General features: G+C 68.0%; 22 protein-coding genes and 1 pseudogene. 15 read left to right on the top strand and 8 right to left on the bottom strand.

Features of this window, described 5'->3' with window-relative positions; genetic code table 11:
- Both ASD82_RS10025 and ASD82_RS10020 read left to right on the top strand, forming a co-directional pair.
- Window positions 1-98 (top strand): annotated as a pseudogene (locus ASD82_RS10025) (VOC family protein); the annotation flags it as partial.
- Entirely contained in the window at window positions 95-310 is a 216-nt protein-coding gene (locus ASD82_RS10020) for a hypothetical protein (protein ID WP_056717678.1), read from the top strand. The pseudogene ASD82_RS10025 and the gene ASD82_RS10020, both read left to right, overlap by 4 nt.
- Window positions 311-330: 20 nt before the next feature.
- On the opposite strand, the gene ASD82_RS10015 is transcribed toward ASD82_RS10020, so the two are convergent.
- Window positions 331-1,623, bottom strand: coding sequence for an MFS transporter (locus ASD82_RS10015; RefSeq protein WP_056717677.1), 1,293 nt, complete (start codon window positions 1,621-1,623; stop codon window positions 331-333).
- Window positions 1,624-1,683: 60 nt separating this feature from the next.
- Window positions 1,684-2,271 (bottom strand): DUF2239 family protein, encoded by a 588-nt coding sequence (locus ASD82_RS10010; RefSeq protein WP_056717676.1) that lies wholly within the window; start codon window positions 2,269-2,271, stop codon window positions 1,684-1,686.
- Window positions 2,272-2,420: 149 nt separating this feature from the next.
- Here ASD82_RS10010 and ASD82_RS10005 point away from each other — a divergent pair, with 149 nt between their 5' ends.
- The 3 genes from ASD82_RS10005 (at window position 2,421) to ASD82_RS09995 (ending at window position 5,984) form a co-directional block, all read left to right on the top strand.
- A complete protein-coding gene (locus ASD82_RS10005; RefSeq protein WP_200950281.1) occupies window positions 2,421-3,800 on the top strand; it encodes a pitrilysin family protein in 1,380 nt (459 codons plus the stop codon).
- Between the two features lie 13 nt (window positions 3,801-3,813).
- Window positions 3,814-5,277: a pitrilysin family protein gene (locus ASD82_RS10000; RefSeq protein WP_235580681.1), complete on the top strand. Its 1,464-nt coding sequence runs from the start codon at window positions 3,814-3,816 to the stop codon at window positions 5,275-5,277.
- Window positions 5,278-5,456: 179 nt separating this feature from the next.
- On the top strand, window positions 5,457-5,984 hold the full coding sequence (locus ASD82_RS09995) for an acyloxyacyl hydrolase (RefSeq protein WP_056717673.1): 528 nt from the start codon (window positions 5,457-5,459) through the stop codon (window positions 5,982-5,984).
- Window positions 5,985-6,050: 66 nt separating this feature from the next.
- On the opposite strand, the gene ASD82_RS09990 is transcribed toward ASD82_RS09995, so the two are convergent.
- From ASD82_RS09990 to ASD82_RS09970, 5 genes are all read right to left on the bottom strand, one after another.
- Complete coding sequence (locus tag ASD82_RS09990) at window positions 6,051-7,577, bottom strand: DHA2 family efflux MFS transporter permease subunit (RefSeq protein WP_056717672.1); 1,527 nt, start codon at window positions 7,575-7,577, stop codon at window positions 6,051-6,053.
- A gap of 140 nt (window positions 7,578-7,717) precedes the next feature.
- On the bottom strand, window positions 7,718-8,917 hold the full coding sequence (locus ASD82_RS09985; protein WP_082585298.1) for an HlyD family efflux transporter periplasmic adaptor subunit: 1,200 nt from the start codon (window positions 8,915-8,917) through the stop codon (window positions 7,718-7,720).
- Between the two features lie 9 nt (window positions 8,918-8,926).
- Window positions 8,927-10,393 (bottom strand): efflux transporter outer membrane subunit, encoded by a 1,467-nt coding sequence (locus tag ASD82_RS09980; RefSeq protein WP_056717671.1) that lies wholly within the window; start codon window positions 10,391-10,393, stop codon window positions 8,927-8,929.
- A 40-nt stretch (window positions 10,394-10,433) separates the two neighbouring features.
- The gene (locus tag ASD82_RS09975; protein ID WP_056717695.1) at window positions 10,434-10,913 is read right to left on the bottom strand and encodes a MarR family transcriptional regulator; all 480 of its coding nucleotides are present in this window, start codon (window positions 10,911-10,913) and stop codon (window positions 10,434-10,436) included.
- A 71-nt stretch (window positions 10,914-10,984) separates the two neighbouring features.
- Window positions 10,985-11,254 carry a hypothetical protein gene (locus ASD82_RS09970; RefSeq protein WP_007808516.1) on the bottom strand — a complete coding sequence of 90 codons (270 nt, stop codon included), beginning with the start codon at window positions 11,252-11,254 and terminating at the stop codon, window positions 10,985-10,987.
- Between the two features lie 118 nt (window positions 11,255-11,372).
- Between ASD82_RS09970 and ASD82_RS09965 the strand changes: the two genes are divergently transcribed.
- The 7 genes from ASD82_RS09965 (at window position 11,373) to ASD82_RS09935 (ending at window position 18,492) form a co-directional block, all read left to right on the top strand.
- A complete protein-coding gene (locus ASD82_RS09965) occupies window positions 11,373-12,203 on the top strand; it encodes a helix-turn-helix transcriptional regulator (protein ID WP_235580680.1) in 831 nt (276 codons plus the stop codon).
- Window positions 12,204-12,345: 142 nt separating this feature from the next.
- Window positions 12,346-12,891, top strand: coding sequence for a DsrE family protein (locus ASD82_RS09960; protein WP_056717669.1), 546 nt, complete (start codon window positions 12,346-12,348; stop codon window positions 12,889-12,891).
- Window positions 12,892-12,915: 24 nt separating this feature from the next.
- Window positions 12,916-13,851, top strand: a complete 936-nt coding sequence (locus ASD82_RS09955) for a substrate-binding domain-containing protein (RefSeq protein ID WP_056717668.1) — start codon at window positions 12,916-12,918, stop codon at window positions 13,849-13,851.
- Window positions 13,852-13,861: 10 nt separating this feature from the next.
- Window positions 13,862-14,524: a c-type cytochrome gene (locus ASD82_RS09950; protein WP_235580679.1), complete on the top strand. Its 663-nt coding sequence runs from the start codon at window positions 13,862-13,864 to the stop codon at window positions 14,522-14,524.
- Window positions 14,521-15,447 carry a c-type cytochrome gene (locus ASD82_RS09945; protein ID WP_056717667.1) on the top strand — a complete coding sequence of 309 codons (927 nt, stop codon included), beginning with the start codon at window positions 14,521-14,523 and terminating at the stop codon, window positions 15,445-15,447. The genes ASD82_RS09950 and ASD82_RS09945 overlap by 4 nt, the downstream gene beginning before the upstream one ends.
- A 118-nt stretch (window positions 15,448-15,565) precedes the next feature.
- Window positions 15,566-17,575, top strand: coding sequence for a M3 family metallopeptidase (locus ASD82_RS09940; protein WP_056717693.1), 2,010 nt, complete (start codon window positions 15,566-15,568; stop codon window positions 17,573-17,575).
- A 128-nt stretch (window positions 17,576-17,703) separates the two neighbouring features.
- Window positions 17,704-18,492, top strand: a complete 789-nt coding sequence (locus ASD82_RS09935) for a hypothetical protein (protein ID WP_056717666.1) — start codon at window positions 17,704-17,706, stop codon at window positions 18,490-18,492.
- Between the two features lie 197 nt (window positions 18,493-18,689).
- Here the strand turns inward: ASD82_RS09935 and ASD82_RS09930 are convergent, their stop codons facing one another.
- Window positions 18,690-19,220 (bottom strand): hypothetical protein, encoded by a 531-nt coding sequence (locus ASD82_RS09930; protein WP_056717665.1) that lies wholly within the window; start codon window positions 19,218-19,220, stop codon window positions 18,690-18,692.
- Between the two features lie 222 nt (window positions 19,221-19,442).
- Between ASD82_RS09930 and ASD82_RS09925 the strand changes: the two genes are divergently transcribed.
- From ASD82_RS09925 to ASD82_RS09915, 3 genes are all read left to right on the top strand, one after another.
- Complete coding sequence (locus ASD82_RS09925) at window positions 19,443-21,335, top strand: winged helix-turn-helix domain-containing protein (protein WP_056717664.1); 1,893 nt, start codon at window positions 19,443-19,445, stop codon at window positions 21,333-21,335.
- 127 nt (window positions 21,336-21,462) lie between these two features.
- The gene (locus ASD82_RS09920) at window positions 21,463-21,885 is read left to right on the top strand and encodes a hypothetical protein (RefSeq protein ID WP_056717663.1); all 423 of its coding nucleotides are present in this window, start codon (window positions 21,463-21,465) and stop codon (window positions 21,883-21,885) included.
- A gap of 1 nt (window position 21,886) precedes the next feature.
- Window positions 21,887-22,303 (top strand): DUF6691 family protein, encoded by a 417-nt coding sequence (locus ASD82_RS09915; protein WP_056717662.1) that lies wholly within the window; start codon window positions 21,887-21,889, stop codon window positions 22,301-22,303.
- Window positions 22,304-22,310: the final 7 nt, after the last annotated feature.

Genomic DNA, 22,310 nt, shown 5'->3' with positions numbered 1-22,310 from the left:
CCAGCCGCTACGGCACCGTCGACGCGGGCTTCCGCGATCCCTCGGGCAATGGCTGGAAGATGATCGAGGCGAAGGCGTCGGCGCAGGGGGCGGCATGAGCGCGAGCCAGTGGATCCGCCAGAGCCACCGCTGGCTGTCGATCGTGTTCACGCTGACCGTGATCGCGAACTTCGCCTGGCGCGGCATGAGCCCGCACGAACCACCGGCGTGGCTGACCTACTCGCCGCTGCCGCCGCTGTTCGCGCAGTTGTTCAGCGGCCTGTACCTGTTCGCGCTGCCGTATGCCGCGAGGCGGCGGATCAAGGCGTGAGGCCGTAGCACGCCGCCGCTTCAGCCCGCCGTCACCGGCGCGGGCCGCTCCGTCCCGATGCTGCGCAGCGCCGGGCTGCGCATGCAGGTCAGGGCGATCGCGGTGAGCAGCAGGCCGGCGCCGGCGAACAGGTCGGTGAGCGAGATCAGCTGGAGCAGGCTGCCGGCGATCGCGGCCGAGATCGGGCCCAGGCCGAGGAAGGTGAACATCAGCACGCTCATGGCGCGGCCCATCATTTCCGGCGCCACCCGGCGCTGGATCCAGCTGACGATGGCAATCTGCGCGATGCCGGCGAGCACGCCGGTGGCGGCCAGCAGCACCGCGCCGGTGACCGTCGCATGCACCAGCGCCAACGTGGCCAGGGCCAGGCCGGCGAGGCTGTCGATGGTCAGCACCATCAGGCCGAGGCGGCCGCGCACGATGCGGCTGGCCGGGCCGGACAGGAAACTGCCTAGCAGCATGCCGCCGCCGTTGGCGGTCATCAGGATGCCCAGCGAGGCGGCGCCCAGATCCATCCGCGTATCGGCCAGCACCGGCAAGCCCACCTGCAGCGGGCCGCCGACGAACACCGAGACCACCGCCGCGTAGAGCATGAACGCGCGCAGCGGCAGGTCGGCCCAGATCATCCGCACGCCGCTGGCCACGTTGGCCAGCACGCCGCCCGCGGCGGGTTTCGGATCGAAGTCGCTGTGCACGCGGATCAGCAGCAGCGATGCCAGCGAAAAGGCGAAGCTGACCGCGTCGACGGCGAACGCCAGGCCCAGCCCTTCGGCATCCTGCATTGCCTGCGGCTGTGCGCCGTGCGTGCCTACGCTGATCACCACGCCGGCCAGCGCCGGGCCGACGAACATGCTGAGCTGGCGCATGCCCATCACCAGCGCGTTGGCCGGTTGCAGCTGATCCTTGCGCACCAGTTGCGGCAGGATTGCCGAGCCGGCCGGGTAGGCGAACGCGGTGGACAGGCCGATGCCCAGCGCGATCAGGTACACCAGCCACATGCGGATGTCGCCCAGCAGCACCAGCGTGGCGAGCAGCGCCACCAGCAGCGCATTCACCCCGCGCGCGGCCAGCAGCACGCGGCGCGGCGACAGCCGGTCCACCACCGCGCCGCCGATCAGCATGAACAGCGCGCGCGGCAGCGCCATCGCCGCCAGTACCAGGCCCAGCGCGGCGGGGTTGCCGGTGAGTTTCAGCACCAGCCATGGCAACGCCACGAGGGTGAACTGGTCGCCCAGCATCGAGATCGTGCTGCCGCCGAACAGCAGGCGGAAGTTGTGGTTGGCGAAAACGGAGTCGCGGTGGGCGGTGGCCATCAGCGGGTTCGCAGATCGGGTGGCTGAGCGGGATGAAAATGCCATGGGCTGCCGCCCGGCTCAGCCGGCGTCTTCGCGCTCGTCCCAGGCGATCGCAGCCAGCTGTCGCAGGTGTGCGCTCACGTCCGCCGGCCACGCGGCGATCAGCGCGCCGAAGCGCTCGCGGTCGCCGCGGTAGAAGGCGCGCGAGGCTTCCTCGTAACCCGGTTCGTCGCCGGCCATCACGCGCATGAAGCGGTCGACCGATTCGATCGCCTGGCGTGCGCGTTCCTTCGCGCCACCCTGGCGGATGGAATGCTCGACCAGTCGCCGCAGCACCGCCGAGGCGCCGCCGGGTTGCTGGCCCAGCCAGTCCCAGTGCCGCGGCAGCAGGGTGACTTCGCGCGGCACCACGCCCAGCTTCGGGCGACCCGGGCCGCGGCTGGCCGGTTCGGCGGGCGTGGCGGACGGCAGGCGGGCCAGCACGTCGTCGACGCTGCCGCGCAAGTCGATCTCGATCGGCCGGCTGTCGCGCTCGTCGAACACCAGCAGCGGCCCGGTGGCACCCGCGTCCAGGCGCTGTTTCGCGGCGCGGGCGACATCGGCCAGCGCGCCCTGGGCGATCCGTTGCGGGCCGTCGAAGGCGATGCATGAGGTGGTCGGCGACATGTTTTGTCCGGGTAAATTCGTCCGGCGGATTCTATACGGGTCAAATCCATTGTCAATACTGCCCGGGTAAAAATGTGGGGTGTGGCCAGGCATTCCCGCCCCCGCGTGCGCCTTGTATGGTTGGGGCTTTCCACCCGAAAGGACTACGGATGACCAAGCGTCTGCGCAGGGCCAGCTTGCTGGTTTCACTCGGTGTACTTGCCGCCACCGCGATTCCCCTGCCGGCAGCGGCCGCGGAACTCGCCGTGCCGCCGATCGCCTACCACCAGCGCACCTTGCCGAACGGCTTGCAGGTGCTCAGCGTGGAGGATCACGCCAGCCCCAACGTGGCGGTGCAGATGTGGTACCACGTCGGCTCGAAGGACGACCCGCAGGGGCGCTCCGGTTTCGCGCACCTGTTCGAGCACCTGATGTTCAAGAGCACGAAGCACATGCACGCCGAGCAGTTCGACCGGCTGACCGAGGACGTGGGCGGCGCCAACAACGCCTCCACCGGTGACGACGTCACCAACTATTTCGAGATCGTGCCCAGCAACCACCTGCAGACCCTGCTGTGGGCCGAGGCGGAACGGCTGTCCAACCTCAACGTGGACGAGAAGAACTTCAAGTCCGAGCGTGCCGTGGTGGAAGAGGAATACCGCCAGAGCGTGCTGGCCAATCCCTACGGCAAGCTGTTCAACGCGATCGATCCGAAGTCGTACACGGTGCACCCGTACCAGCGCCCGACCATCGGCAGCATCGAGGACCTGGAAGCGGCGTCGCTGCAGAACGTGATCGACTTCCACGGCACCTTCTACCGCCCCGACAACGCCACCCTGATCGTCGCCGGCGACTTCGACCCGAAGCAGCTCGATGGCTGGATCGACCAGTATTTCGACGGGATCGCGAAACCGGCCACGCCGATTCCGCAGGTCACCGCGAAGGAACCCGCGCGCAGCAAGGACCAGCACTACACCATCACCAGCGAGACCGCGCCGCTGCCCGGCGTGGCGATCACCTGGCTGATTCCGCCGGCGTCCGACAGCGCCGACAGCATCGCCCTGAAGGTGGCCGCGGCGCTGCTGTCGCAGGGCGAATCCTCGCGCCTGTACCAGTCGCTGGTGTATCGCCACCAGGTTGCCCAGGAAGCGGGCGCCGATGCCGACAGCCGTGTCGGCCCGGGCCTGTTCACCGCCTACGCGATCCTCGCCAGCGGCCATCAGCCGGCTGAGGCGGCCAAGCTGCTGCATGAAGAGATCATCTGGCTGGCGACCCAGCCGATTCCCGGCGCCGAGCTGGACAAGGTGAAGACCCAGTTGCTCACGTCCGCGCTGAAACAGCGCCAGACCGCCCAGGGCCTGGCCTTCGCCCTGGGCCAGGCCAGCCTGATCGACGGCAACGTGGAGCGCGTCAACACCGACCTGGATGCCTTGCAGAAGGTCAGCGAGAAAGACGTGCACCGGGTGCTGCAGAAATACGTCACCGGCGCGCACAGCGTCACCATCGACTACCTGCCGCAGCCAAGCCGGCCGCCGCACAGGGAGCAGTGAAATGAGCCGTCCGATGAAGCCTCTCCGCCTGACCGTGCTGGCCGCTGCGCTGATTGCCAGCGGCAACCTGCTCGCTGCCGACTTCCCGGCCACGCCGCCGGCACCGGGTCCGGCACCCACGCTGAGCGTGCCCACGCCGTCGTCGCAGACGCTGGCCAACGGCCTGCAGGTGATCAGCGTGCGCCGCGCCGGCCTGCCGCTGGTCACCGCGCAACTGGTGGTGCGCAACGGCGGCGAGATGGACCCGCCGACCCTGGCCGGGCTGGCCGACCTCACCGCCAACCTGCTGACCAAGGGCGCCGCGGGCAAGACCGCACCGCAGATTGCCGCGGCGGCGGAGGCGCTGGGCGGCTCGCTCGGCGCCAGCGCCGGCTGGGACGAAAGCGCGGTGGGCATCACCGTGACCACGCCGAAAGTGCCGCAGGCGCTGCAGCTGCTTTCCGAGGTGGTGCGCCAGCCAGACTTCAGCGAGGCCGAGCTGAAGCGCTCTAAGACACAGGCGCTGGATGACCTGCACCTGATGCTGAGCCAGCCCACCACGCTGGCCTCGTTCGCGGCCAGCCGCGGCGTGTTCGGCGATGGCGCCTACGGGCATTCGCGCAGCGGCACGCCCAGCTCGATCCCGCGCATCACGCGGACCAGCGTGCAGCAGTTGCACGCGGCGCTTTATCGCCCGGACAACGCGATGCTGATCCTCACCGGTGACATCACGCCGGCGCAGGCTCAGCAACTGGCGCAGGCCAGCTTCGGCGACTGGGCCAGGCCGGCCACGCCGCTGCCGGCGCGACCGACCGGCCGCCACGCCGGCCGGCTTCCCGCGGTGCTGCTGATCGACCAGCACGGCGCCGGCCAGGCCGGCGTGGTCGCCGCGCATCCGGCGCCGTCGCGGGCCGATCAAGGCTATTACGTGGGCACGGTGGCCAATGCGGTGCTTGGCGGTTCGTACTCGGCACGGCTCAACGAGGAGATCCGCATCAAGCGCGGCCTGTCCTACGGCGCCAACAGCCGCCTGATGCCGCTGCACGACGCCGGCATGTGGCTGGCCTCGGCGCAGACCAAGAACCCGTCCGCGCCCCAGGTGGTCGAGCTGATGCTGGGCGAGTTCAAGCGGCTCGGCGGCACGCGGGTTTCCGCCGACGAACTGGCCGCGCGCAAGGCCACCCTGATCGGCAGCTACGGCCGCAGCCTGGAAACCACCGCCGGGCTGGCCAGCGAAGTCGGTGACCTGGCCGTCTACGGCGTGCCGCTGGACGAGATCGGCAAGTACATCGCCCAGGTGCAGGCGGTGACCCCGAAGCAGATCGAGAAGTACGCCGACAAGTACCTCACCGCCGACGCCGGCAGCGTGGTGGTGGTGGGCGACGCCTCGAAATTCGCCGCGGACATCCGCAAGACGCATCCGCAGGCGGTGCTGCTGGAGTCGACCGCGCTGGATCTGGACAGCCCGACCCTGCAAGCCGGCTCCGCCGCGAAATAGCCGTCTCGACAGAACCATCTCAACCCGGCGTTCACCCGACCCCGGCCATCGTGCCGGGGTTTTTCATGTCTGGCGAAACACCGTGTTGCCGAAATCACCCAAAAGGACGAGTCGGAAGTCTGCGACAGTTTGGTAAACTGCGAGGTACATTAATTCACTTCCACTCCCCGGAATCCCCCATGTCCCTGCGCAACCTTGCTCGACACGCCATCGCCCTCGGCCTGATCGCCGCCGCCATACCCGCCACGGCCGCCACCCGCATCGAGATCCAGGGCGGGCGCAGCTACATGGACAGCTACGGCAGCAATGCCGCCTTCGTCGAGGCGGTGTTCCCGGCGCATCCGCTCGGCGGCACCCGCTACAGCTGGTCGCCCGACGTGTCGCTGGGCTGGATCGGCGGCCGCGACGTGCACCGCTACGACTACAGCCCCTACACCACGCGCCCGTCGGTGGCGCTGCTGGCCGGCGGCGTGCGCGTCCACCGCGGTGACGCCGGCGACTGGTACCAGCCCCTGTTCGCCAGCTTTCAGGTGGCCGCCACCAATCACACCACCCAGGCGCTGTCCAGCCACTACCAGTTCGTCAGCACGCTGGGTTGGCAGGCGAAACACTTCACCCTGGCGATCCGCCATGTCTCCAACGGCAGCCTGAGCGGCCCGAACCGCGGCGAAACGATGGCCGTGGTCGGCGTGGCCTTCGATATCTGAATCAGCTGAAACACGACGGCCCCGTTCGGGGCCGTCGTGCTGTTGCCGGTTGCGCGGGCGACCCGCTCAGTGGCCGCCGGCGGCCGGGCCTGCCTTGGCGCCGAACGGCGGCTTGGCCAGCCAGATCACCAGCACCAGTCCCAGGAAGATCCAGCCCAGCGCATGGAACACCTCGTTGAACGAGATCTGGTAGCCCTGCTGGGTGATCATGTTGTTGATCAGGCTGCTGGCGCCTTGCGCGTCGCCGTGGCCGAGCTGGCTGATGGCTGCCTGTGAGGTGGGGTCGTAGGCGGTGATGTGTTCGGCCAGCTGCTCGTGGTGGCTGACCGCGCGGCGCTCCCACAGCAAGGTGGTGATCGAGGCCGAGAAGCTGCCGCCCAGCGTGCGCAGGAAGGTGGCCAGCCCCGATCCCGAGGCGATCTCGTTCTGCTGCAGGTCCGACAGCAGGATGGTCAGGATCGGCATGAAGAACAGCGCCACGCCGAGGCCCTGCCACAGCTGCACCATCGCCACGTGGTAGAAGTCGATGCCGATGAAGAAGTCCGAGCGCATGAAGCAGGTCATGCCCATCACCACGAACGCCACCGAGGCCAGCAGCCGCAGGTCGACCTTGGTGGCGTACTTGCCCACGAAGAAGGTCAGCAGCACCGGGATGACGCCCAGCGGCGCGGTGGCGTAGCCGGCCCAGGTCGAGGTGTAGCCCAGGTTGCGCTGCAGCCACAGCGGCACCAGCAGGCCGATCGAGAAGAACGCGGCGTAGGCCAGGATCAGCGCGATGGTGCCCGCGGTAAAGTTGCGGTGCCGGAACAGCTTCAGGTCGACGATCGGGTCCTTGTCGGTCAGTTCCCAGATCAGGAAGATCGCGATGCTGATCGCCGAGACGATGCTGGTGACGATGATGAAGGTGGAGTTGAACCAGTCCTCGTCGTTGCCCTTGTCCAGCACGATCTGCAACGCGCCCACGCCGATGATCAGGGTGATCAGGCCGACGTAGTCGATCTTCGGGCGCTCGGTCTTCTCGACCTTGCCGCGCAGCTGGCTGGCCACCACCATGCTGGCGAAGATGCCGATCGGCACGTTGATGAAGAAGATCCACGGCCACGAATAGTTGTCGGTGATCAGGCCGCCCAGGATCGGGCCGGCGATCGGCGCCACCACCGTGACCATCGCCAGCAGCGCCAGCGCCATGCCGCGCTTGGCCGGCGGGTAGATGCCGATCAGCAGGCTCTGCGTGATCGGGTACATCGGCCCGGCCACCGCGCCCTGCAGCGCGCGGAACAGGATCAGCATGCCCATGCTCTGCGAGACCCCGCACAGGAACGAGGTCAGCGCGAACAGCAGCGTGCAGGCGGTGAACAGCCGCACCTCGCCGAAGCGGCGGGTGAGGAAGCCGGTCAGCGGCAGCGAGATCGCCATGCTCACCGCGAACGAGGTGATCACCCAGGTGCTCTGGTTGTTGCTGACGCCGAGGTTGCCGGCGATCGTCGGCAACGACACGTTGGCGATCGTGGTGTCCAGCACCTGCATGAAGGTCGCCAGCGACAGACCGATCGTGCTCAGTGCCAGATTGGGTGGACGGAATTGGGTGGTCATCGGCGTCGGTCAGTGATGGGGCTGAATTGCTCCTCCCTCTGCGAGCAGGGGGAGGTTGGGAGGGGGCGCGCAGGGTCGCGCAGATCAAGGGCACCCCACCCCAACCCTCCCCTGCGGTGCAGGGGAGGGAGTCGATCGGGTTATTTCCCGCGAGCCATGTTGGCGTGGATGATCTGGTTGATCGTCGCGTCCGCGGTGACCAACTGCTGCTTGTAGACGTCGGTGCTGAAGGCCGGCTGGGTGGGCGACTTCTGGGCCAGGGTCGGGCCGTTCTGGTCGTGCAGGCTCACGTCCACCGTCACCGACATGCCCAGCCGCAGCGGGTGCTTTTCCAGCATCGCCGGATCGTCGAACACCACGCGCACGGGAATGCGCTGCACGATCTTGATCCAGTTGCCGGTGGCGTTCTGCGCGGGCAGCAGCGAGAACGCGCTGCCGGTGCCGACACCCAGGCTCTGCACCTTGCCCTTGTACTTCACCGAGCCGCCGTAGACGTCCGACTCGATCTCCACCGGCTGGCCGATGCGCATTTTCGTGAGCTGGGTTTCCTTGAAGTTCGCATCCACCCACACGCCGTGCAGCGGCACCACGGCCATCAGCGCGGCGCCAGGCAGCACGCGCTGGCCAACCTGCACCGAGCGTTTGGCCACATAGCCGTCCACCGGCGCCACCAGGCTGGCGCGGGCGTCGTCCAGATAGGCCGCCCGCAACCTGGCTGCGGCAACCTGCACGTCCGGGTGCGAGGCGACCACGGTGTCGTCGACCAGCACCTTGCTGGTCTGGTACTGCTGCTGCGAAGTGATCAACGCGCTCTCCGCGGTGGTCAGCGCGTCGCTGGCGTGTGCCAGTTCCTCGGCCGAGATCGCCCCGGACTTGGCCAGCGCCACGCGGCGCTTGTAGTCGGCGCGGGCCTTGTCGACTGCGGTCTTGCGCGCGGCCACGTCGGCCTGGGCGCCGTTCACGCTGGAATACAGGCCGCGCACCTTGCGCACGGTGTTGGCCAGGTTGGCCTTGGCCTCGGCCAGCGCCACGTCGGCGTCGCTGGGATCGAGCTGCACCAGCACGTCGCCGGCGTGCACCAGGTCGCCGTCGTCGGCGCCGATGCTGACCACGGTGCCGGGCACCTGCGGGGTGATCTGCACCACGTTGCCGTTGACGTAGGCATCGTCGGTGCCTTCGTACCAGCGGCCGTCGAGGAAGTACCACAGCGCCCAGGCGATGATGCCGAGCAGCACCACCAGGCCGAGCAGGCGCAGCATGAAGCCGCGCGGATTCTTCTTCGGGGCGGTGGGAGTCGTGGCGGCCGTGCTATCGGCCGGAGTGGAAGTCGGGCTGGACATGGGGCTGCCTCAGGAACGTGGGATGGGGGAAGAAGAGGAGGGAGCGGGCGCGTCGGCCTGCGGCTGGAAGCCACCGCCGAGCGCCTCGATCAGCTGTACGGAAAGGTCGACCTGCTGCGCTTCCAGCGCGGCCACGCCGCGGTTGGCCGTCAGCAATTGCTGGCGCACCACGAGCGCTTCGAGATAGCTGCCGATGCCGGCCTTGTAACGCTGCTCGGCCAGCTGCCAGGCCTGCCGCGCCGCGGTCTGCGCCCGCCGCAGCGCCTCCAGCTGCAGTTGCACGGCATGCGCGGCGGAAAGCTCGTCGGCCACTTCGTTCAGTGCGCCGACCAGGGTCTGGTTGTACTGCGCCACGGCCAGGTCGTACTGCGCATCCTTGCCGGAAAGGTTGGCGCGCAGGCGGCCGCCGTCGAAGATCGGCAGGCTCAGCGTCGGGCCGAACTGGTAGAAGCGCGCGGGCAGGGTGAACGGATTGCCGCCACCCAGCGTGATCACGCCGGCCATCGCGCCCAGGCTGATGTTGGGCAGGAATTCGGTCTTCGCGGCCTTGATGTCCTTGCCGGCCGCCTCGACCCGCCAGCGCGCGGCGACCAGGTCGGCACGGTGGCCGAGCAGGTCCAGCGGCAGGTTGTCGGGCACCGCGAGCTGGGCCGGGGTGAGCAGGTGCGGGCGACCGATCTGCAGGCCGCGATCCGGACCCTTGCCCAGCAGCACCGACAGCGACGAACGGGCGGCGTCCACCGCGCGATCGGCCAGCGCGGCGTCCTGCTGCGCCACGGCCACTTCGCCATCGGACTGCTTCAGCGCGATCTGGTTGTCGATGCCGGCGGCGACCCGCTGGCTGGTCAGCGTGCGGGCCTGGCTGGCGCGTTCCAGCTCGCCCCGGGCCAGGTCCTGCTGGGTGAATGCATAACCGAGCTGCGCATACGCGCGCGCCACGTTGCCGGACAGCTCGATGCGCGCGGCGCGGGCGTCGATCTCGGCGGCGCGGGCGGAACCCAGCGCGGCTTCCCACGCGGCACGCTTGCCACCCCACAGGTCGATGCCCCACTTGAAGCTCACGTCGGCGTACTTGGCCAGCGCGAAATGGCCGCCGCCGGAATCCGCCGGCATCACCGTGGTGGGGATGCGTGCGCCGGACACGCTGGCGCCGGCGTTGATGCTGGGCTTGCGCGCCGCGTCGGCACGACCGGCCTCGGCCTGGGCTGCGCGGGCGCGCGCGTCGGCTACGCCAAGGCCGGGATTGTCGTGCAGCGCCTCATCGATCAGCGCGTCCAGCTGGCTGTCGCCCAGCGCGTGCCACCAGTCCTGCGCGGGCCACGCGGCCGGCGTCAGGTCCAGCCGCGCGAGGCTGCGCTCGGCTTTCAGCGAGGCGGCATCGATCGGCGTGCCATCCGGCTGCAGGCCACCGCTGCTGGCGCAGCCGGCCAATGCCAGGGTCAGGGCGGTCGCAGCCGCCAGTAAGTGCAGACGCATGGGTGGAAGTCCGGGGAAGAGAGGGAGATTGGGGGAGGGATCAGTTCTTGTCGCGAAGCGCGCTCAGCACGCGCCCCAGGTAGTCATGCAACCGGGCCTGTTCGGTCGACGTCATCGAGCGCTGCGCCGCCGTCATCACCCGCTCGCTGCACAGCGAGGCGGAGTTCTGCCAGACCGCGTTGCCGGCGCTGGTCAGCTCGATGCGCAGGGCGCGGCGATCCTGTGCGTGCGGCGTGCGGCGCAGCAGGCCCTTGCGTTCGAGCTGGTCGAGCTGGCGCGTCATGGCGCCACCGTCGAGCTCCACCGCGCGGGCCAGCTCGGTGGCCGACACCGCGCCCAGTTGATGTGCCTTTTTCAGAATCAGGAACTGGGTGAAGCTCAGGTCCAGATCCTGCTTGGCCAGTTCCGCCTCGACCGCACGCACGATTTCGGAGCGCACCATGTTCAGCAACATGCCCAGGCTCGGCGGGTGTGCCGGGTCGCCGGGGGTCGAGTGCAAAAGCGGAGCTTCGGTCTTCATGCCGCGCATTCTATTGCCAAAACTATAGTTGTCAAGGCAAATATGTCTGTGTTGATGCTTGCGCAGGCAAATTACGCTCGAACGCCGCCCCCGCCCAGTTCCGCCAGCTCGTCGGCCAGCCAGGCGCGCAAGGCGGGGTCGCGCAATTCGAACAGGTCGAACACGCCCAGCGCCCGCAAGGTTGGCAACTGGGCCAACAGCCGCGGTTCGACTTCGCGGCGCAGGGTTTCGGGGGTGGCGGGATCGAGCATCAACTGCGCCGCGGCGACGAAGGTGACGCAGGCCTCGTTGGCGTCGAGCGTGGGCCGGGTTCGCAGCAAGGTGGGGGTATTCACGGGCATCGGTTTCCTCCGGGATCAGATGGAAGACGTTTCTGCCGGCAGGGAATGGACAGAGCGCCAGAGGGACGTGCTGGATGGGTCGACCCAGTGTAGTTTTCCGCCTGCCTGGCCTGATAACGTGAATAAGTCAAAAAGTGTCGAGAACCCGCCAATGGGACACCAGGAACAATTTCTGCGCATCGAGCGGGCGGACGGCCCGGGCCTGATTGCCTTCGTCGTGAACGACCTGGCGCCGGAACGGGAGAGCGTGTGGCACAGCCACCTGCGCGGCCAGTTCATGTACGTGGAAAGCGGCCTGGTGTGCGTCCGCACCCGGCTCGGCCTGTGGACGCTGACGCCGCATCGGGTGGGCTGGATGCCGCCGGGCGAGGAACACACCGTCAGCGTGATCCAGAGCACCCACGGCTGGGGCGTGTTCGTGGCGCCACAGGCCGCCGTCGGCATGCCGGACGAGCCCAGCGTGCTGGGCGCCAACGAACTGATGCGGGCGCTGGTGCATCGCGCTTCCGCCTGGGCCGACAGCGATCGGCTGGACGACGGGCAGCAACGCATCATGGACGTGCTGATGGACGAGATGCGCCGCGCGCGAATCGCCGACCATCCGCTGCACCTGCCGATGCCGGATGACCGGCGCCTGCTGCGCATCTCGCGCAAGCTGCTGGCCGAGCCGCACGACAACCGCAGCCTGGAGGCATGGGCCGACTGGGCCGGGCTTTCGGCCCGCAGCCTGAGCCGGCTCTTTCGCAGCGAAACCGGCTGCAGCTTCGCCCAGTGGCGACAGCAGGCACGGCTCAGCCGGGCGCTGGAACGCCTGGCCGCCGGCGAGCAGGTGGGCGAGGTCGCCGATGCGCTGGGCTACGTCAGCGTCAGCGCCTTCGTGGCCATGTTCCGGCGCCAGTTCGGGCGGCCGCCGGCGCGCTACTTCGCCCAGCGCTCCGCTCCGGTGTGATGGGCCGGTGTGATGCGCCTGGCGGGCATCGATAAGCCAGGCTTATCGGCCTGATCACAAATCCGTCCTTGGTCGACGAAGCGGTGCGGGCATAGCATGACCCGGCGCCATTTCGCGCTGCCGGAAAGTCAGCGAGGTCATCATGATCCGTTCGTTCGCGCCCGCGTTGCTTGCGCTGGCCCTGTTTTCCACCGGCGCCGTCGCCGGCAACGACTTCTGGCAGACCCCGACCATCCACGGCGCCGGCCGGATTCATCCGATGCCGCAGGCGGCCTACCAGCCCGATCGCCAAGCCACCTACAAGGTCGTGTTCAGCCTTAGCAAGGCCGGCGACAAGCCGACCACGGTGAGTCCGTCGCTGGATCACGTGGCGCGGGCAGTGAACCTCTACGTCAACGCCGGCGTGCCGCTGTCGCATCTGAAATTCGTGGCGATCGCGGCCGGGCCGGCCACGCCGATCGTGTTGAACGACGCGCAATACCGCAAGAAGTACGGCGTGGCCAATCCCAACCTGCCGCTGATCGCCCAGCTGCGCAAGGCCGGGGTGGATGTCGCCGTGTGCGCCCAGGCCGTGGCCGAACACGACTTCCAGTACGACTGGGTCGATCCGCAAGTCACCGTGGCGCTGTCAGGGCTGACTACGGTGATCGACCTGCAGCAGCAGGGTTATGCGTTGAGCCCGCAGTAAATCCATCCGCAGGAGCAGATCGTCATGCGCCATCCGATTCCCCGGCTGTTGCTGGCCGCCGCCGCATGCGTGCTGAGCGTTGCCGCCAGCGCCGCCGACCAACCCGACTACCTGCCGCCGTGGAATCCGCCGCCGGCCGGCCTGCAGTTCAGCGTGCCGCCGTTCGACGCGATCGCCGACCTGCACGGCGACATCGTCGATCCGCAGCTGGTGGTGTTCTTCGCCGGCAACCAGTTCATGGTGGTGCACGACCTGATGGATGCATTCCGGCAGGCGCATCCCGCCTACCAGCGGATCTTCGTGGAAACCCTGCCGCCGGGCATCCTGGCCAAGCAGATCGAGAGCGGCTCGCTGGTCATGGGCAACCTGCGCATCACCCATCGTCCGGACGTCTATACGGCCGGCAAGGGCGCCATCGCCGACCGCCAGAAGGAGCACGGCTGGTTCGCCGAGACGCATGACTACGCGCGCAATCCGCTGGCGATCCTGGTCGCCAGGGGCAACCCGAAGCACATCACGGGGCTGGCCGACCTGGGTCGCGGCGACGTGCGGGTCAGCATGCCGAACCCGGCCTGGGAAGGCATCGCGAAGCAGATCGAGGCGAGCTACCGCAAGGCCGGTGGCGAGGCGCTCGACCACACCATCATGCAGGCCAAGGTGGCCGACGGCACCACCTTCCTCACCCGCATCCATCATCGCCAGTCGCCGCTGCGCGTGCTGCAGGGCGCATCGGACGCGGCGCCGGTGTGGTCGACCGAGGCGTATTTCCAGCAGCAGATCCTGCATCACCCGGTGGAAACCGTGGCCATTCCCAAGGCGCAGAACGCGGTCGCCACGTATACCGCGGCGCGCATGAAGAACGCGCCGCACGAGCAGGCGGCGAAGGACTTCATGGCCTTCATGCAGAGCCCCGCCGCGGCCGCGGTGTATCGCAAGTACGGCTTCCTTCCCGCCCATTGAGGTGCACGCCATGTTCCGGCCGGCCATACGTCGTTTGTTCGGGATCGCCGCGCTGGCCGGCATCGGCATGCCGCCTGCTGCGCTGGCCATCGATGCCGCCGCCATCGCCAATGCGGGCAACGGGCGGGGCGCCGCGCCGTGCATGGCCTGCCACGGCGCGGACGGCGCCGGCCACGCGGCCGCGGGCAATCCGCGACTGGCGGGTCTGGATGCCGCGTACCTGCAGAAGCAGCTGGACGACTTCGTCAGCGGCGCGCGCAGCAACCCGGTGATGCAACCGACGGCGGCCGCGCTGAGCGAAGACGAACGCCACGCGATGGCGACGTACTACAGCCAGCTGCCGCTGGCGGCGAAACCGGCGACGGCGCTGCCCGCGCCCGACAGCGCCGGTGCGCTGCTCGCCACGCGGGGCGACTGGAGCCGCGGCGTGCCCGGCTGTGTGCAATGCCACGGCCCGGGCGGCAGCGGCGTGGGTGCGAACTTTCCGCCCCTGGCCGGCCAGCCCGCCAGCTACATCGAGGCCCAGTTGAAAGCCTGGCAGCAAGGCACGCGACACAACGATCCGCTGCAACTGATGCAGCATCTGTCCGCGGCCCTCAGCGCGCAGGACATCGAGACGGTGGCGGCATGGTTCGCGGCCCAACCCGTTCCGGCTGCGGAGGCTGTGCCATGAAGTTCGTGCTTGCAGGTTTCGCGTTCGTCTGTGTCCTGACCGCTTGCACTCAGAAGCCCGCGCCTGCACCGGCGACCGCCGCCTCGGTGCCGAAAGCGGTGACCGCCGCGCCCGCGTCGACGACGTTCTCGCCGCCGGCCGAGTCGGCGATTCCCGCCGGGCCGCTGGGCGACGTGATTCGCCAGGGGCGCGACATCTTCACCGACACGCCCACGCACGCGAAGGCGTATGTCGGCAACGGGCTGAGCTGCAGCAACTGCCATCTCGATGCCGGTCGCCAGGCGAACTCGGCGCCGCTGTGGGGCGCCTATGGCGTGTACCCGCAGTACCGCAAGAAGAACGGCAAGGTGAATACCTTCGGCGAACGCCTGCAGGGCTGTTTCCGCTTCAGCATGAATGGCAAGGCGCCGCCGCTGGACAGTGCCGAGATGGTGGCGCTGGAAACCTACGCCTGGTGGATGGCCACCGGCGCACCGGTGGGGAAGAAGTTGCCTGGCGCGGGCTATCCGAAGGCTGGCTTCAAGCCGCCGCAACCACCGGACTACGCGCGTGGCGAAACCGTGTTCAAGAACAACTGCGCGCTCTGCCACGGCGACGACGGCCAGGGCCAGCAGGTTGCCGGGCGCAACGTGTTTCCGCCGCTGTGGGGGCCGCAGTCGTTCAACTGGGGCGCCGGCATGCACCAGCTGGACAACGCCGCCGCCTTCATCAAGGCGAACATGCCGTTCAGTCGCGGCAACACGCTGAGCGACCAGGATGCGTGGGACGTCGCGATGTACATGGACGCCCACGAGCGTCCGCAGGACCCGCGCTTCGACGGCAGCGTCGGCGAGACGCGCAAGAAGTACCACGACACGCCGATGTCGCTGTACGGCACCGAGGTGCAGGGACATCTGCTTGGGGCGCCGACGGGCAGGCACTGAGTTCCCGCGAGCCCGCGGTATCCAGCGGGCGTGCGCCAAGAGTAGAGTTCGCCAACGGTGAGGCTGCCGTGGACACTCGCCGCAAGGGCGCGGGTCACCATCCAGCGGGGACATGCAGATGCGGTTGATGGTTTCGGTGATTTTCGCCGCGGGCCTGTTTGGCTGCGCCGTTGCGGCACAGGCGGCCACCACGCCGCAGCAGGTCGCGTCGTTCCTGCAGAGTCCCTTGCTGGCCCCCGCTTCGGTCGCTGCCGTCCATCAACGTTGCGCCACTTCGTTGCAGCTCGATGATTCGCTGCGCGCGGCACTGGAAGCACGCACCGGCCCGGCCAGCATGGCGCAGGACTTCCAGGCCTACGACGAGCTGAGCAACGTGCTGATGATGGGCGGCCTGGAACTGGACCTGGTCGATTCCACAAATCCGGACCAGGCAATCCGCGACGCCGCCCGGGCCTGCGCCAGCAAGCTGGCCGAGAAGGTGGCCGGCGTGTCGCTGTCCCGACCGATCTACGACCGGCTGGCGGCGATTCCTTCAACGGGGCTGGAGCCATCGGTGGCTTACGCGCTGGAAAAGATCCTGCGCAATTACCGCCTGGCCGGCGTGGACAAGGATGCGGCGACCCGCGCCAAGGTCGCGGCGCTGAAACAGCAGATCACCGACTCCGGCCTGGCGTTCCAGCGCAACCTTGCCGAGGACAAGAGCGAGGTCACGCTGGCGTCGGTGGACGACCTGGCCGGCATGCCGCACGACTACATCGACGCGCACAAACCGGCCGCCGATGGCCTGATCCATATCCGCACGGTGGCGCTGGACGCCAATCCGCTGATCGAATTCGCCGACAAGGAGTCGGTGCGCAAGCAGATGTACCTGCGCTTCGCCAACCGCGCCTGGCCCGCCAACGAGGCCACGCTGAAAACCTTGCTGGCCAGGCGCGCCGAGCTGGCCCACCTGCTGGGCTACCCCAGCTTCGCCGCGCTGGACACGGCCGACAAGATGGTCGGCACGCCGCAGCACGTGAAGGCCTTCCTCGACAGCATCGCGGCCGCCGCGATCGACGGTTCAAAACGCGACAACGCGACCCTGCTGGCCGAGCAGCAGCGGCTGATCCCCGGCGAATCCACCCTGCAGGCATGGAACGTCAGCTACCTCACCAACATCGTGAAGAAGCGTGACTATGGATTCGACGAGGCGCAGGTGCGGCAGTACTTCACCTATGCGAAGACCCGCGACGGCGTGTTCGCGCTGATGCATGACCTGTTCGGTGCCGACATCCGGCCATGGAAAGGTGCGCACTTCTGGTCGAGCGATGTCGAGGGCTATGAGCTGTATGACCACGGCAAGCTGGTCGGCCGGTTCTTCCTCGACATGCATCCGCGTGCGGGGAAATTCCAGCATGCGAAAACCGCCGCGGTGCGGATGGGCCTGGCCAACGGGCAGATCCCGCTGGCGGGTCTGGTCTGCAATCTGCCGGCCACCGGGCCGATGGACCATGCCGGCGTCAAGACCTTCCTGCACGAGTTCGGCCACCTGCTGCACGTGCTGTATTCGGGCCACCAGCAGTACGTCTCGCAAAGCATGATGACCCTGCAATGGGACTTCATCGAGGCGCCTTCGCAGTTGCTGGAGGAGTGGATCTGGAACGCCGACACCTTGCGGCGATTTGCGACCAACGCCAAGGGCGAACCGATTCCAGCGGCGCTGGTGGCCAAGATGAATGCCGCCCGTCACTTCGGCGAAGCGAGCTACTGGCGCCGCCAGCTCGGCTTGGCCAACGTGTCGCTGGGCTTCCACGAGCAGCCCGCCGGCTTCGATCTGGAGCCGATGTGGCTCAAGCTCTACGACCCGTACGGGCCGGTGCCCACGCCCGATGGCGCGCACGTCTACGCGGCGTTTGGCGCCCTGGAAGACTACGGCGCGTTCTACTACACCTACGTCTGGTCCAAGGCGATCGCGCTGGACCTGTTCACCCGCTTCAAGGCCGCAGGCATGCGCAACCCGCAGGTGGCGATGGCCTACCGCAAGGCCGTGCTCGACCCCGGTGGCTCGGAAAGCGCCGAAGATCTGATCGAGCACTTCCTGGGACGACCGATGAGCACGGCGGCGTTCCGGCAGATGTTGCAGAAGTAGGCGCGGGACGCGGCGGACGACGGCGTATTCGCTTAACCCGAGATTTACGTCATCGCGCGCAGCCTGCAACGAGGCACCGCAGGGCCACAGTGCCTGTGCCGGGATTCGGGCCCCTTCTGGAGGAATCAATGAAAAAGCTGATCATCGCGAGCTTCGCGCTCGCGCTGCTGGTCCCTGCGTGCGTGTTTGCGCAAGACGCATTCAATGGCACGTGGAAAACGGATGCCAGCTCGATGCACGAGACCGGCGGCAAGCCGGTGATCATGACGCTCAAGGACGGCATGTTCACCGACAACACCACGCCACCCATCAGCATCAAGGCCGATGGCGAGGACCACACGGTCAGCGGTCATCCCAATTTCGACAGCATCGCGGTCAAGGTGATCGACGACCACACGGTCCAGCGCACGACCAGGATGGATGGCAAGACGCTGGCCACCTCGACCTTCACGGTAGCGGCGGACGGCACGACCGCCACGGCCATGTCCACCTCGAACCGCGATGGATCCGAATCCACCTCGAAAGCGATGTTCCATCGGGTGGGCAAGGCGCCCGCCGGATCGAATGCCGTGGCCGGTTCGTGGCGGTTCGACCACCTGGCCGACGTAAGCGGGCCTGCCAGGACCGACACCTACAAGGTCGATGGCAACAAGGTCGATTACAACAGCGGCAACGGCGGCTCGTACGCCGGCGTGATCGGCGGCAAGGCGGTGCCGTTCATGCAGAATGGCAAGCAGAGTGGCACGGTGTCCGTGAAGCGCATCGGCAAGAACGCCTTGCGCGAAACCTATTTCATGGATGGCAAGCCGCGGCTCACCAGCACCATGACCATCTCGGCGGACGGCAAGAGCATGAAGACCGCCAATCACTCGATGGATTCCGGAAGCACCCAAACCTGGAACTCCACAAAGGAGTAAACCGGTTGCTCGCCGGGCGGCCGGAGTCGCGCCGTTGAAACGAGGGAAAGGCCTGGTTAGCCAGGCCTTTTCGTTTGATCGTGGTACGAAACCGGAACACCGGCGCAGGGCATCGGTCATCCCGAATCCCGGCCGGTCCTTGCCCGGTGCATGCGCGGCGCCGGAACGAATCCCCGCGCCACGCCTGCTTGCTGCACTTACGGCGACGCGATCCGCGTGCCGCTTTCGCGGGCGCAGAACGGCGCGCCCTGCGGCGCACCCTCCGGGAAATAGTCCTGCACCGAGACCGTGCCGGTGAGGCTGTTGCCATGATTCGACAAGGTGATGTCCCGGGTCATCACGCGAAAGCCAGTGAAGGTTTCCAGCGGCGGCTGGAACAGGTTCAGGCGCATCCGCGCGCGGAACCGGTTGCCGCCGGCATGGCGCCACTGGCCGAGCGTCATGCCCATCACGGTGGGCGGCGCATTGTTGGTGGCGACGAGGGCGCCACCATGCAGGAACAGGTTGGTGCCGCGCCCGATCGGATGCAGCGGTGCGCCGCTATGGCAGTCGACCTGCTCCACCTGCTCGTCCCACAAGCCCTCGATCCGCTGCGAGGGGAGCAGGGCAGCCGCCGCGATATCCATCGATCCGACCGCCTTGTCCAGCGGCCTCGACTGGGCCGGCGCCAGCAGCGGCGAGGCCGCGAAGGCAAGCATCAGTGCGGATTTCATCATCACGTGTTTCATCTCGGTCACCTCGGAATCATCGGGTCTGGATGCCCTCGCAGCGACGCTGTCGCGCAGGTCGCCGGGCGACGCGTACACTCGCCCCGTGTCCCGCTGAAAGTCGTTGGCAAACCGGCTGAAGATTGCTGAATTCTTCTGAAGCCCGCTCGCCAGGCGGCCTGACGGCCGGGTGGTTCGTTCGACAGCCGGTGCCAGGTACGCGATCCCCGGTCGGAAGGTGACGTGAGCGAGCCTCGACAGCCTGATTACGCCTTCGGCGATTTCCGCATCGACGTCGCCGCGCGGCAGTTGTGCCGCGACGACGGCACGCCGGTCCCGCTGACGCCCAAGGTGTTCGATACCTTGCTGCTGCTGGTGGAGAACGGCGGCAAGGTGCTCGGCAAGGAGGCGCTGATGACGGCGATCTGGCCGAACCGGATCGTCGAGGAGAACAACCTCACGCAGAACATCTCCGCGCTGCGCCGCGTGCTGGGAGCGAGCGCGGGCGACCATCGCTTCATCCTCACCGAGCCGGGGCAGGGCTATCGTTTCGTCGAGCCGGTGCGGCGGGTCGCCGACCCGGAGCCGGCGCAAGAAGTGCCCGCGCAGGAAGACGTGTTGCCCGTGCCGCCAGCCCCCGGACGTTCGTCACGCCGCATCGGCATCGTCGCCGTGCTGGCCCTGCTGGCGATCGTCATCGCGGCAGGCTGGTTCTGGCACGCGCGCACCGCCGCGCCGGTGCCGGTTCCCAGCCTCGCGGTGCTGCCATTCAAACCGCTGCCGGCAGATGCCCACGATGCGGTGCTGGAACTGGGCATGGCCGACACCCTGATCACCAAGCTGAGCACCAATCCGCACGTGGTGGTGCGCTCGCTGGACGCGGTGCGTCGGTATGCCGGCGCAGGCCACGATGCGATCGCCGCCGGGCAGGCGCTGGGCGTCAATTCGGTGCTGGAAGGTTATGTGCAGCGGCGCGGCGATCGGGTGCGGGTGAATGCGCGGCTGCTGGCGATTCCCGGTGGCGCGGCGTTGTGGACGGGCAGCTTCGACGAAAATTTCGACGACGTCTTCGCGATGCAGGACGCGATCACGCAGAAAGTGGCCACGGCGCTGTCGCTCAAGCTTGATCGCGACGAACGCCTGCGCATGCAGCAGAACTACACCAGCAACGTCGCCGCCTATCAGCTGTATCTCGAAGGGCGCCTGCACCTGCAGAACGCCACGCCGCCGGAACTGGTCCGCAGCATCGAGGCCTTCCAGCACGCGTTGAAGATCGACCCCAACTACGCGCTGGCCTACGTGGGGTTGGCCGAAGGCTATCGGCGCCAGGCGATCATCAGCGACGCCGACCCGCAGATCGTGCTGCCGCTGGCCAGGGCCGCCGCGCTGCACGCGCTGAAAATCGATGACACGTTGGCCGAAGCGTATGTGCCGCTCGGTTTCGTCCACTTCTGGTACGACTGGGACTGGGCTGCGGCGGAAGCCGCTTTCCGGCGCGGGATCGCACTGCAGCCGAACTTCGCCGACCTGCATTTCGGCTACGCGGCGTTGCTGTCCAACCTCGGTCGCAACGACGAGGCATTGCACGAGAGCCAGCGCGCGCGCGAACTGGATCCGACCTCGCCGCTCTACGTCGCACTGGAGGCCAGTTTCGTGGCCTATGCCGGCCGCCCGGACGAGGCGCGCATGCAGGCCGAAGGGGTGCGCCGTGCGCACCCGGACTTCTGGATCGCCCATCTCGTGCTCGGCTGGCTCGACAGCAACGCAGGGCGCTACGCCGCGGCGGTCGACGACTTCGCCGCGGCCAGCAAACTGTCCGGCGGCAGCCAGCAGGCGGTCTCGATGCTCGGCTTCGCGCTGGCCCGCGCTGGCCGCACAGCGCAGGCGCAGGCCGTGCTCGATGACCTGCTGCAGCGCGCGCAGCAGGCGTACCTGCCGCCCACCAGCATCGCCACGATCTATTGCGGCCTGGGCGACAACGCGCACGCGCTCGACTGGCTCGAACGCGGCTATGCCGCGCACGACGTGCGGATGACCTTCCTCCGGGTGGATCGCCGCTGGGATGCGTTGCGCGCCGACCCGCGCTTCGTCGCGCTGCTGCGAAAGATGCACCTGGCCCGGGAAGGCCACGGGTAACTTGCCATCGCGTGAAGCTTCAGGCAGGCCGTCATTCGGACGAACGGGACGATGCGGTCTGCCATTGCGGTAGCCGGCGATGGCATGATATATAGATTCATTAATTAGAATATACGAAACAACCATTATGCATCCCTACCTGCTTTCCGTCCTGGGCGGCGTCCTGATCGGCGTGGCGGCCGTGCTGCTGATGGCGGCGCTGGGCCGGGTCGCCGGCATCAGCGGGATTGCCGGCAGCCTGATCCGTCGCGGCGTCGGCGATCGCGGCTGGCGCATCGCCTTCGTGGCCGGGCTGGTCATCGCGCCGTGGCTGCTCTGGCTGATTCGCGGCGACAGCGGCATCGGCGCGCCGCAAACGGGTTTGCCGTGGATGCTGCTGGCCGGCCTGCTGGTGGGCTTCGGCACGGGCATCGGCAGCGGCTGCACCAGTGGCCACGGCGTCTGCGGCATCGCGCGCCTGTCGCCCCGTTCCCTGCTGGCCACCGCGGTCTTCATGGTCTTCGGCATCGCCACGGTCTACGTGGTCCGCCACCTGCCCGGAGGGCTGTGACATGAAGCTGCTACTCGGCCTGCTGGCCGGCCTGCTGTTCGGACTGGGCCTGAGCCTCGGCGGCATGACCCAGCCGGCGGTGGTGCTGGGTTTCCTCGACATCTTCGGCCAGTGGGACCCACGCCTGGCGTTCGTGATGGCCGGTGCGGTGCTGACCACGGCGATCGGCTACCGGCTGGTGCTGCGGCGTGTGCGTCCGCTGCTGGCGGACGCCTTCCAGCTGCCCACCTCGCGGCGGTTCGCTATGCGGTTGGTGGGCGGCGCGGCGCTGTTCGGCATCGGCTGGGGCATCGCGGGATACTGTCCCGGTCCTGCGCTGGCCTCGCTGGGCGCGACCGATCCGTCCCTGCTGGCGCTGGTGGCAAGCATGGTCGTTGGCTGGTGGCTGGCATCACGGTTGCCGGCGGCCCGGCGTTGAGGGAGCA

The sequence above is a fragment of the Rhodanobacter sp. Root179 genome (genome assembly GCF_001428465.1).
Taxonomy (GTDB): domain Bacteria; phylum Pseudomonadota; class Gammaproteobacteria; order Xanthomonadales; family Rhodanobacteraceae; genus Rhodanobacter.
The sequence above is the reverse complement of the archived record's forward strand: the minus strand, read 5'-3'. Positions and strand labels throughout refer to the sequence as shown.

Bases quoted from the DNA above. Each gene is read 5' to 3' on its own strand.
- ASD82_RS09940 (WP_056717693.1), top strand. From the start codon at position 15,566: ATGCGGTTGATGGTTTCGGTGATTTTCGCCGCGGGCCTGTTTGGCTGC.
- ASD82_RS09970 (WP_007808516.1), bottom strand. From the start codon at position 11,254: ATGCCCGTGAATACCCCCACCTTGCTGCGAACCCGGCCCACGCTCGAC.
- ASD82_RS09975 (WP_056717695.1), bottom strand. From the start codon at position 10,913: ATGAAGACCGAAGCTCCGCTTTTGCACTCGACCCCCGGCGACCCGGCA.
- ASD82_RS09950 (WP_235580679.1), top strand. From the start codon at position 13,862: ATGTTCCGGCCGGCCATACGTCGTTTGTTCGGGATCGCCGCGCTGGCC.
- ASD82_RS09945 (WP_056717667.1), top strand. From the start codon at position 14,521: ATGAAGTTCGTGCTTGCAGGTTTCGCGTTCGTCTGTGTCCTGACCGCT.
- ASD82_RS09985 (WP_082585298.1), bottom strand. From the start codon at position 8,917: ATGTCCAGCCCGACTTCCACTCCGGCCGATAGCACGGCCGCCACGACT.
- ASD82_RS10005 (WP_200950281.1), top strand. From the start codon at position 2,421: ATGACCAAGCGTCTGCGCAGGGCCAGCTTGCTGGTTTCACTCGGTGTA.
- ASD82_RS09960 (WP_056717669.1), top strand. From the start codon at position 12,346: ATGATCCGTTCGTTCGCGCCCGCGTTGCTTGCGCTGGCCCTGTTTTCC.
- ASD82_RS09920 (WP_056717663.1), top strand. From the start codon at position 21,463: ATGCATCCCTACCTGCTTTCCGTCCTGGGCGGCGTCCTGATCGGCGTG.
- ASD82_RS09935 (WP_056717666.1), top strand. From the start codon at position 17,704: ATGAAAAAGCTGATCATCGCGAGCTTCGCGCTCGCGCTGCTGGTCCCT.
- ASD82_RS10000 (WP_235580681.1), top strand. From the start codon at position 3,814: ATGAAGCCTCTCCGCCTGACCGTGCTGGCCGCTGCGCTGATTGCCAGC.
- ASD82_RS10010 (WP_056717676.1), bottom strand. From the start codon at position 2,271: ATGTCGCCGACCACCTCATGCATCGCCTTCGACGGCCCGCAACGGATC.
- ASD82_RS09930 (WP_056717665.1), bottom strand. From the start codon at position 19,220: ATGAAACACGTGATGATGAAATCCGCACTGATGCTTGCCTTCGCGGCC.
- ASD82_RS10015 (WP_056717677.1), bottom strand. From the start codon at position 1,623: ATGGCCACCGCCCACCGCGACTCCGTTTTCGCCAACCACAACTTCCGC.
- ASD82_RS09990 (WP_056717672.1), bottom strand. From the start codon at position 7,577: ATGACCACCCAATTCCGTCCACCCAATCTGGCACTGAGCACGATCGGT.
- ASD82_RS10020 (WP_056717678.1), top strand. From the start codon at position 95: ATGAGCGCGAGCCAGTGGATCCGCCAGAGCCACCGCTGGCTGTCGATC.
- ASD82_RS09915 (WP_056717662.1), top strand. From the start codon at position 21,887: ATGAAGCTGCTACTCGGCCTGCTGGCCGGCCTGCTGTTCGGACTGGGC.
- ASD82_RS09955 (WP_056717668.1), top strand. From the start codon at position 12,916: ATGCGCCATCCGATTCCCCGGCTGTTGCTGGCCGCCGCCGCATGCGTG.
- ASD82_RS09980 (WP_056717671.1), bottom strand. From the start codon at position 10,393: ATGCGTCTGCACTTACTGGCGGCTGCGACCGCCCTGACCCTGGCATTG.
- ASD82_RS09995 (WP_056717673.1), top strand. From the start codon at position 5,457: ATGTCCCTGCGCAACCTTGCTCGACACGCCATCGCCCTCGGCCTGATC.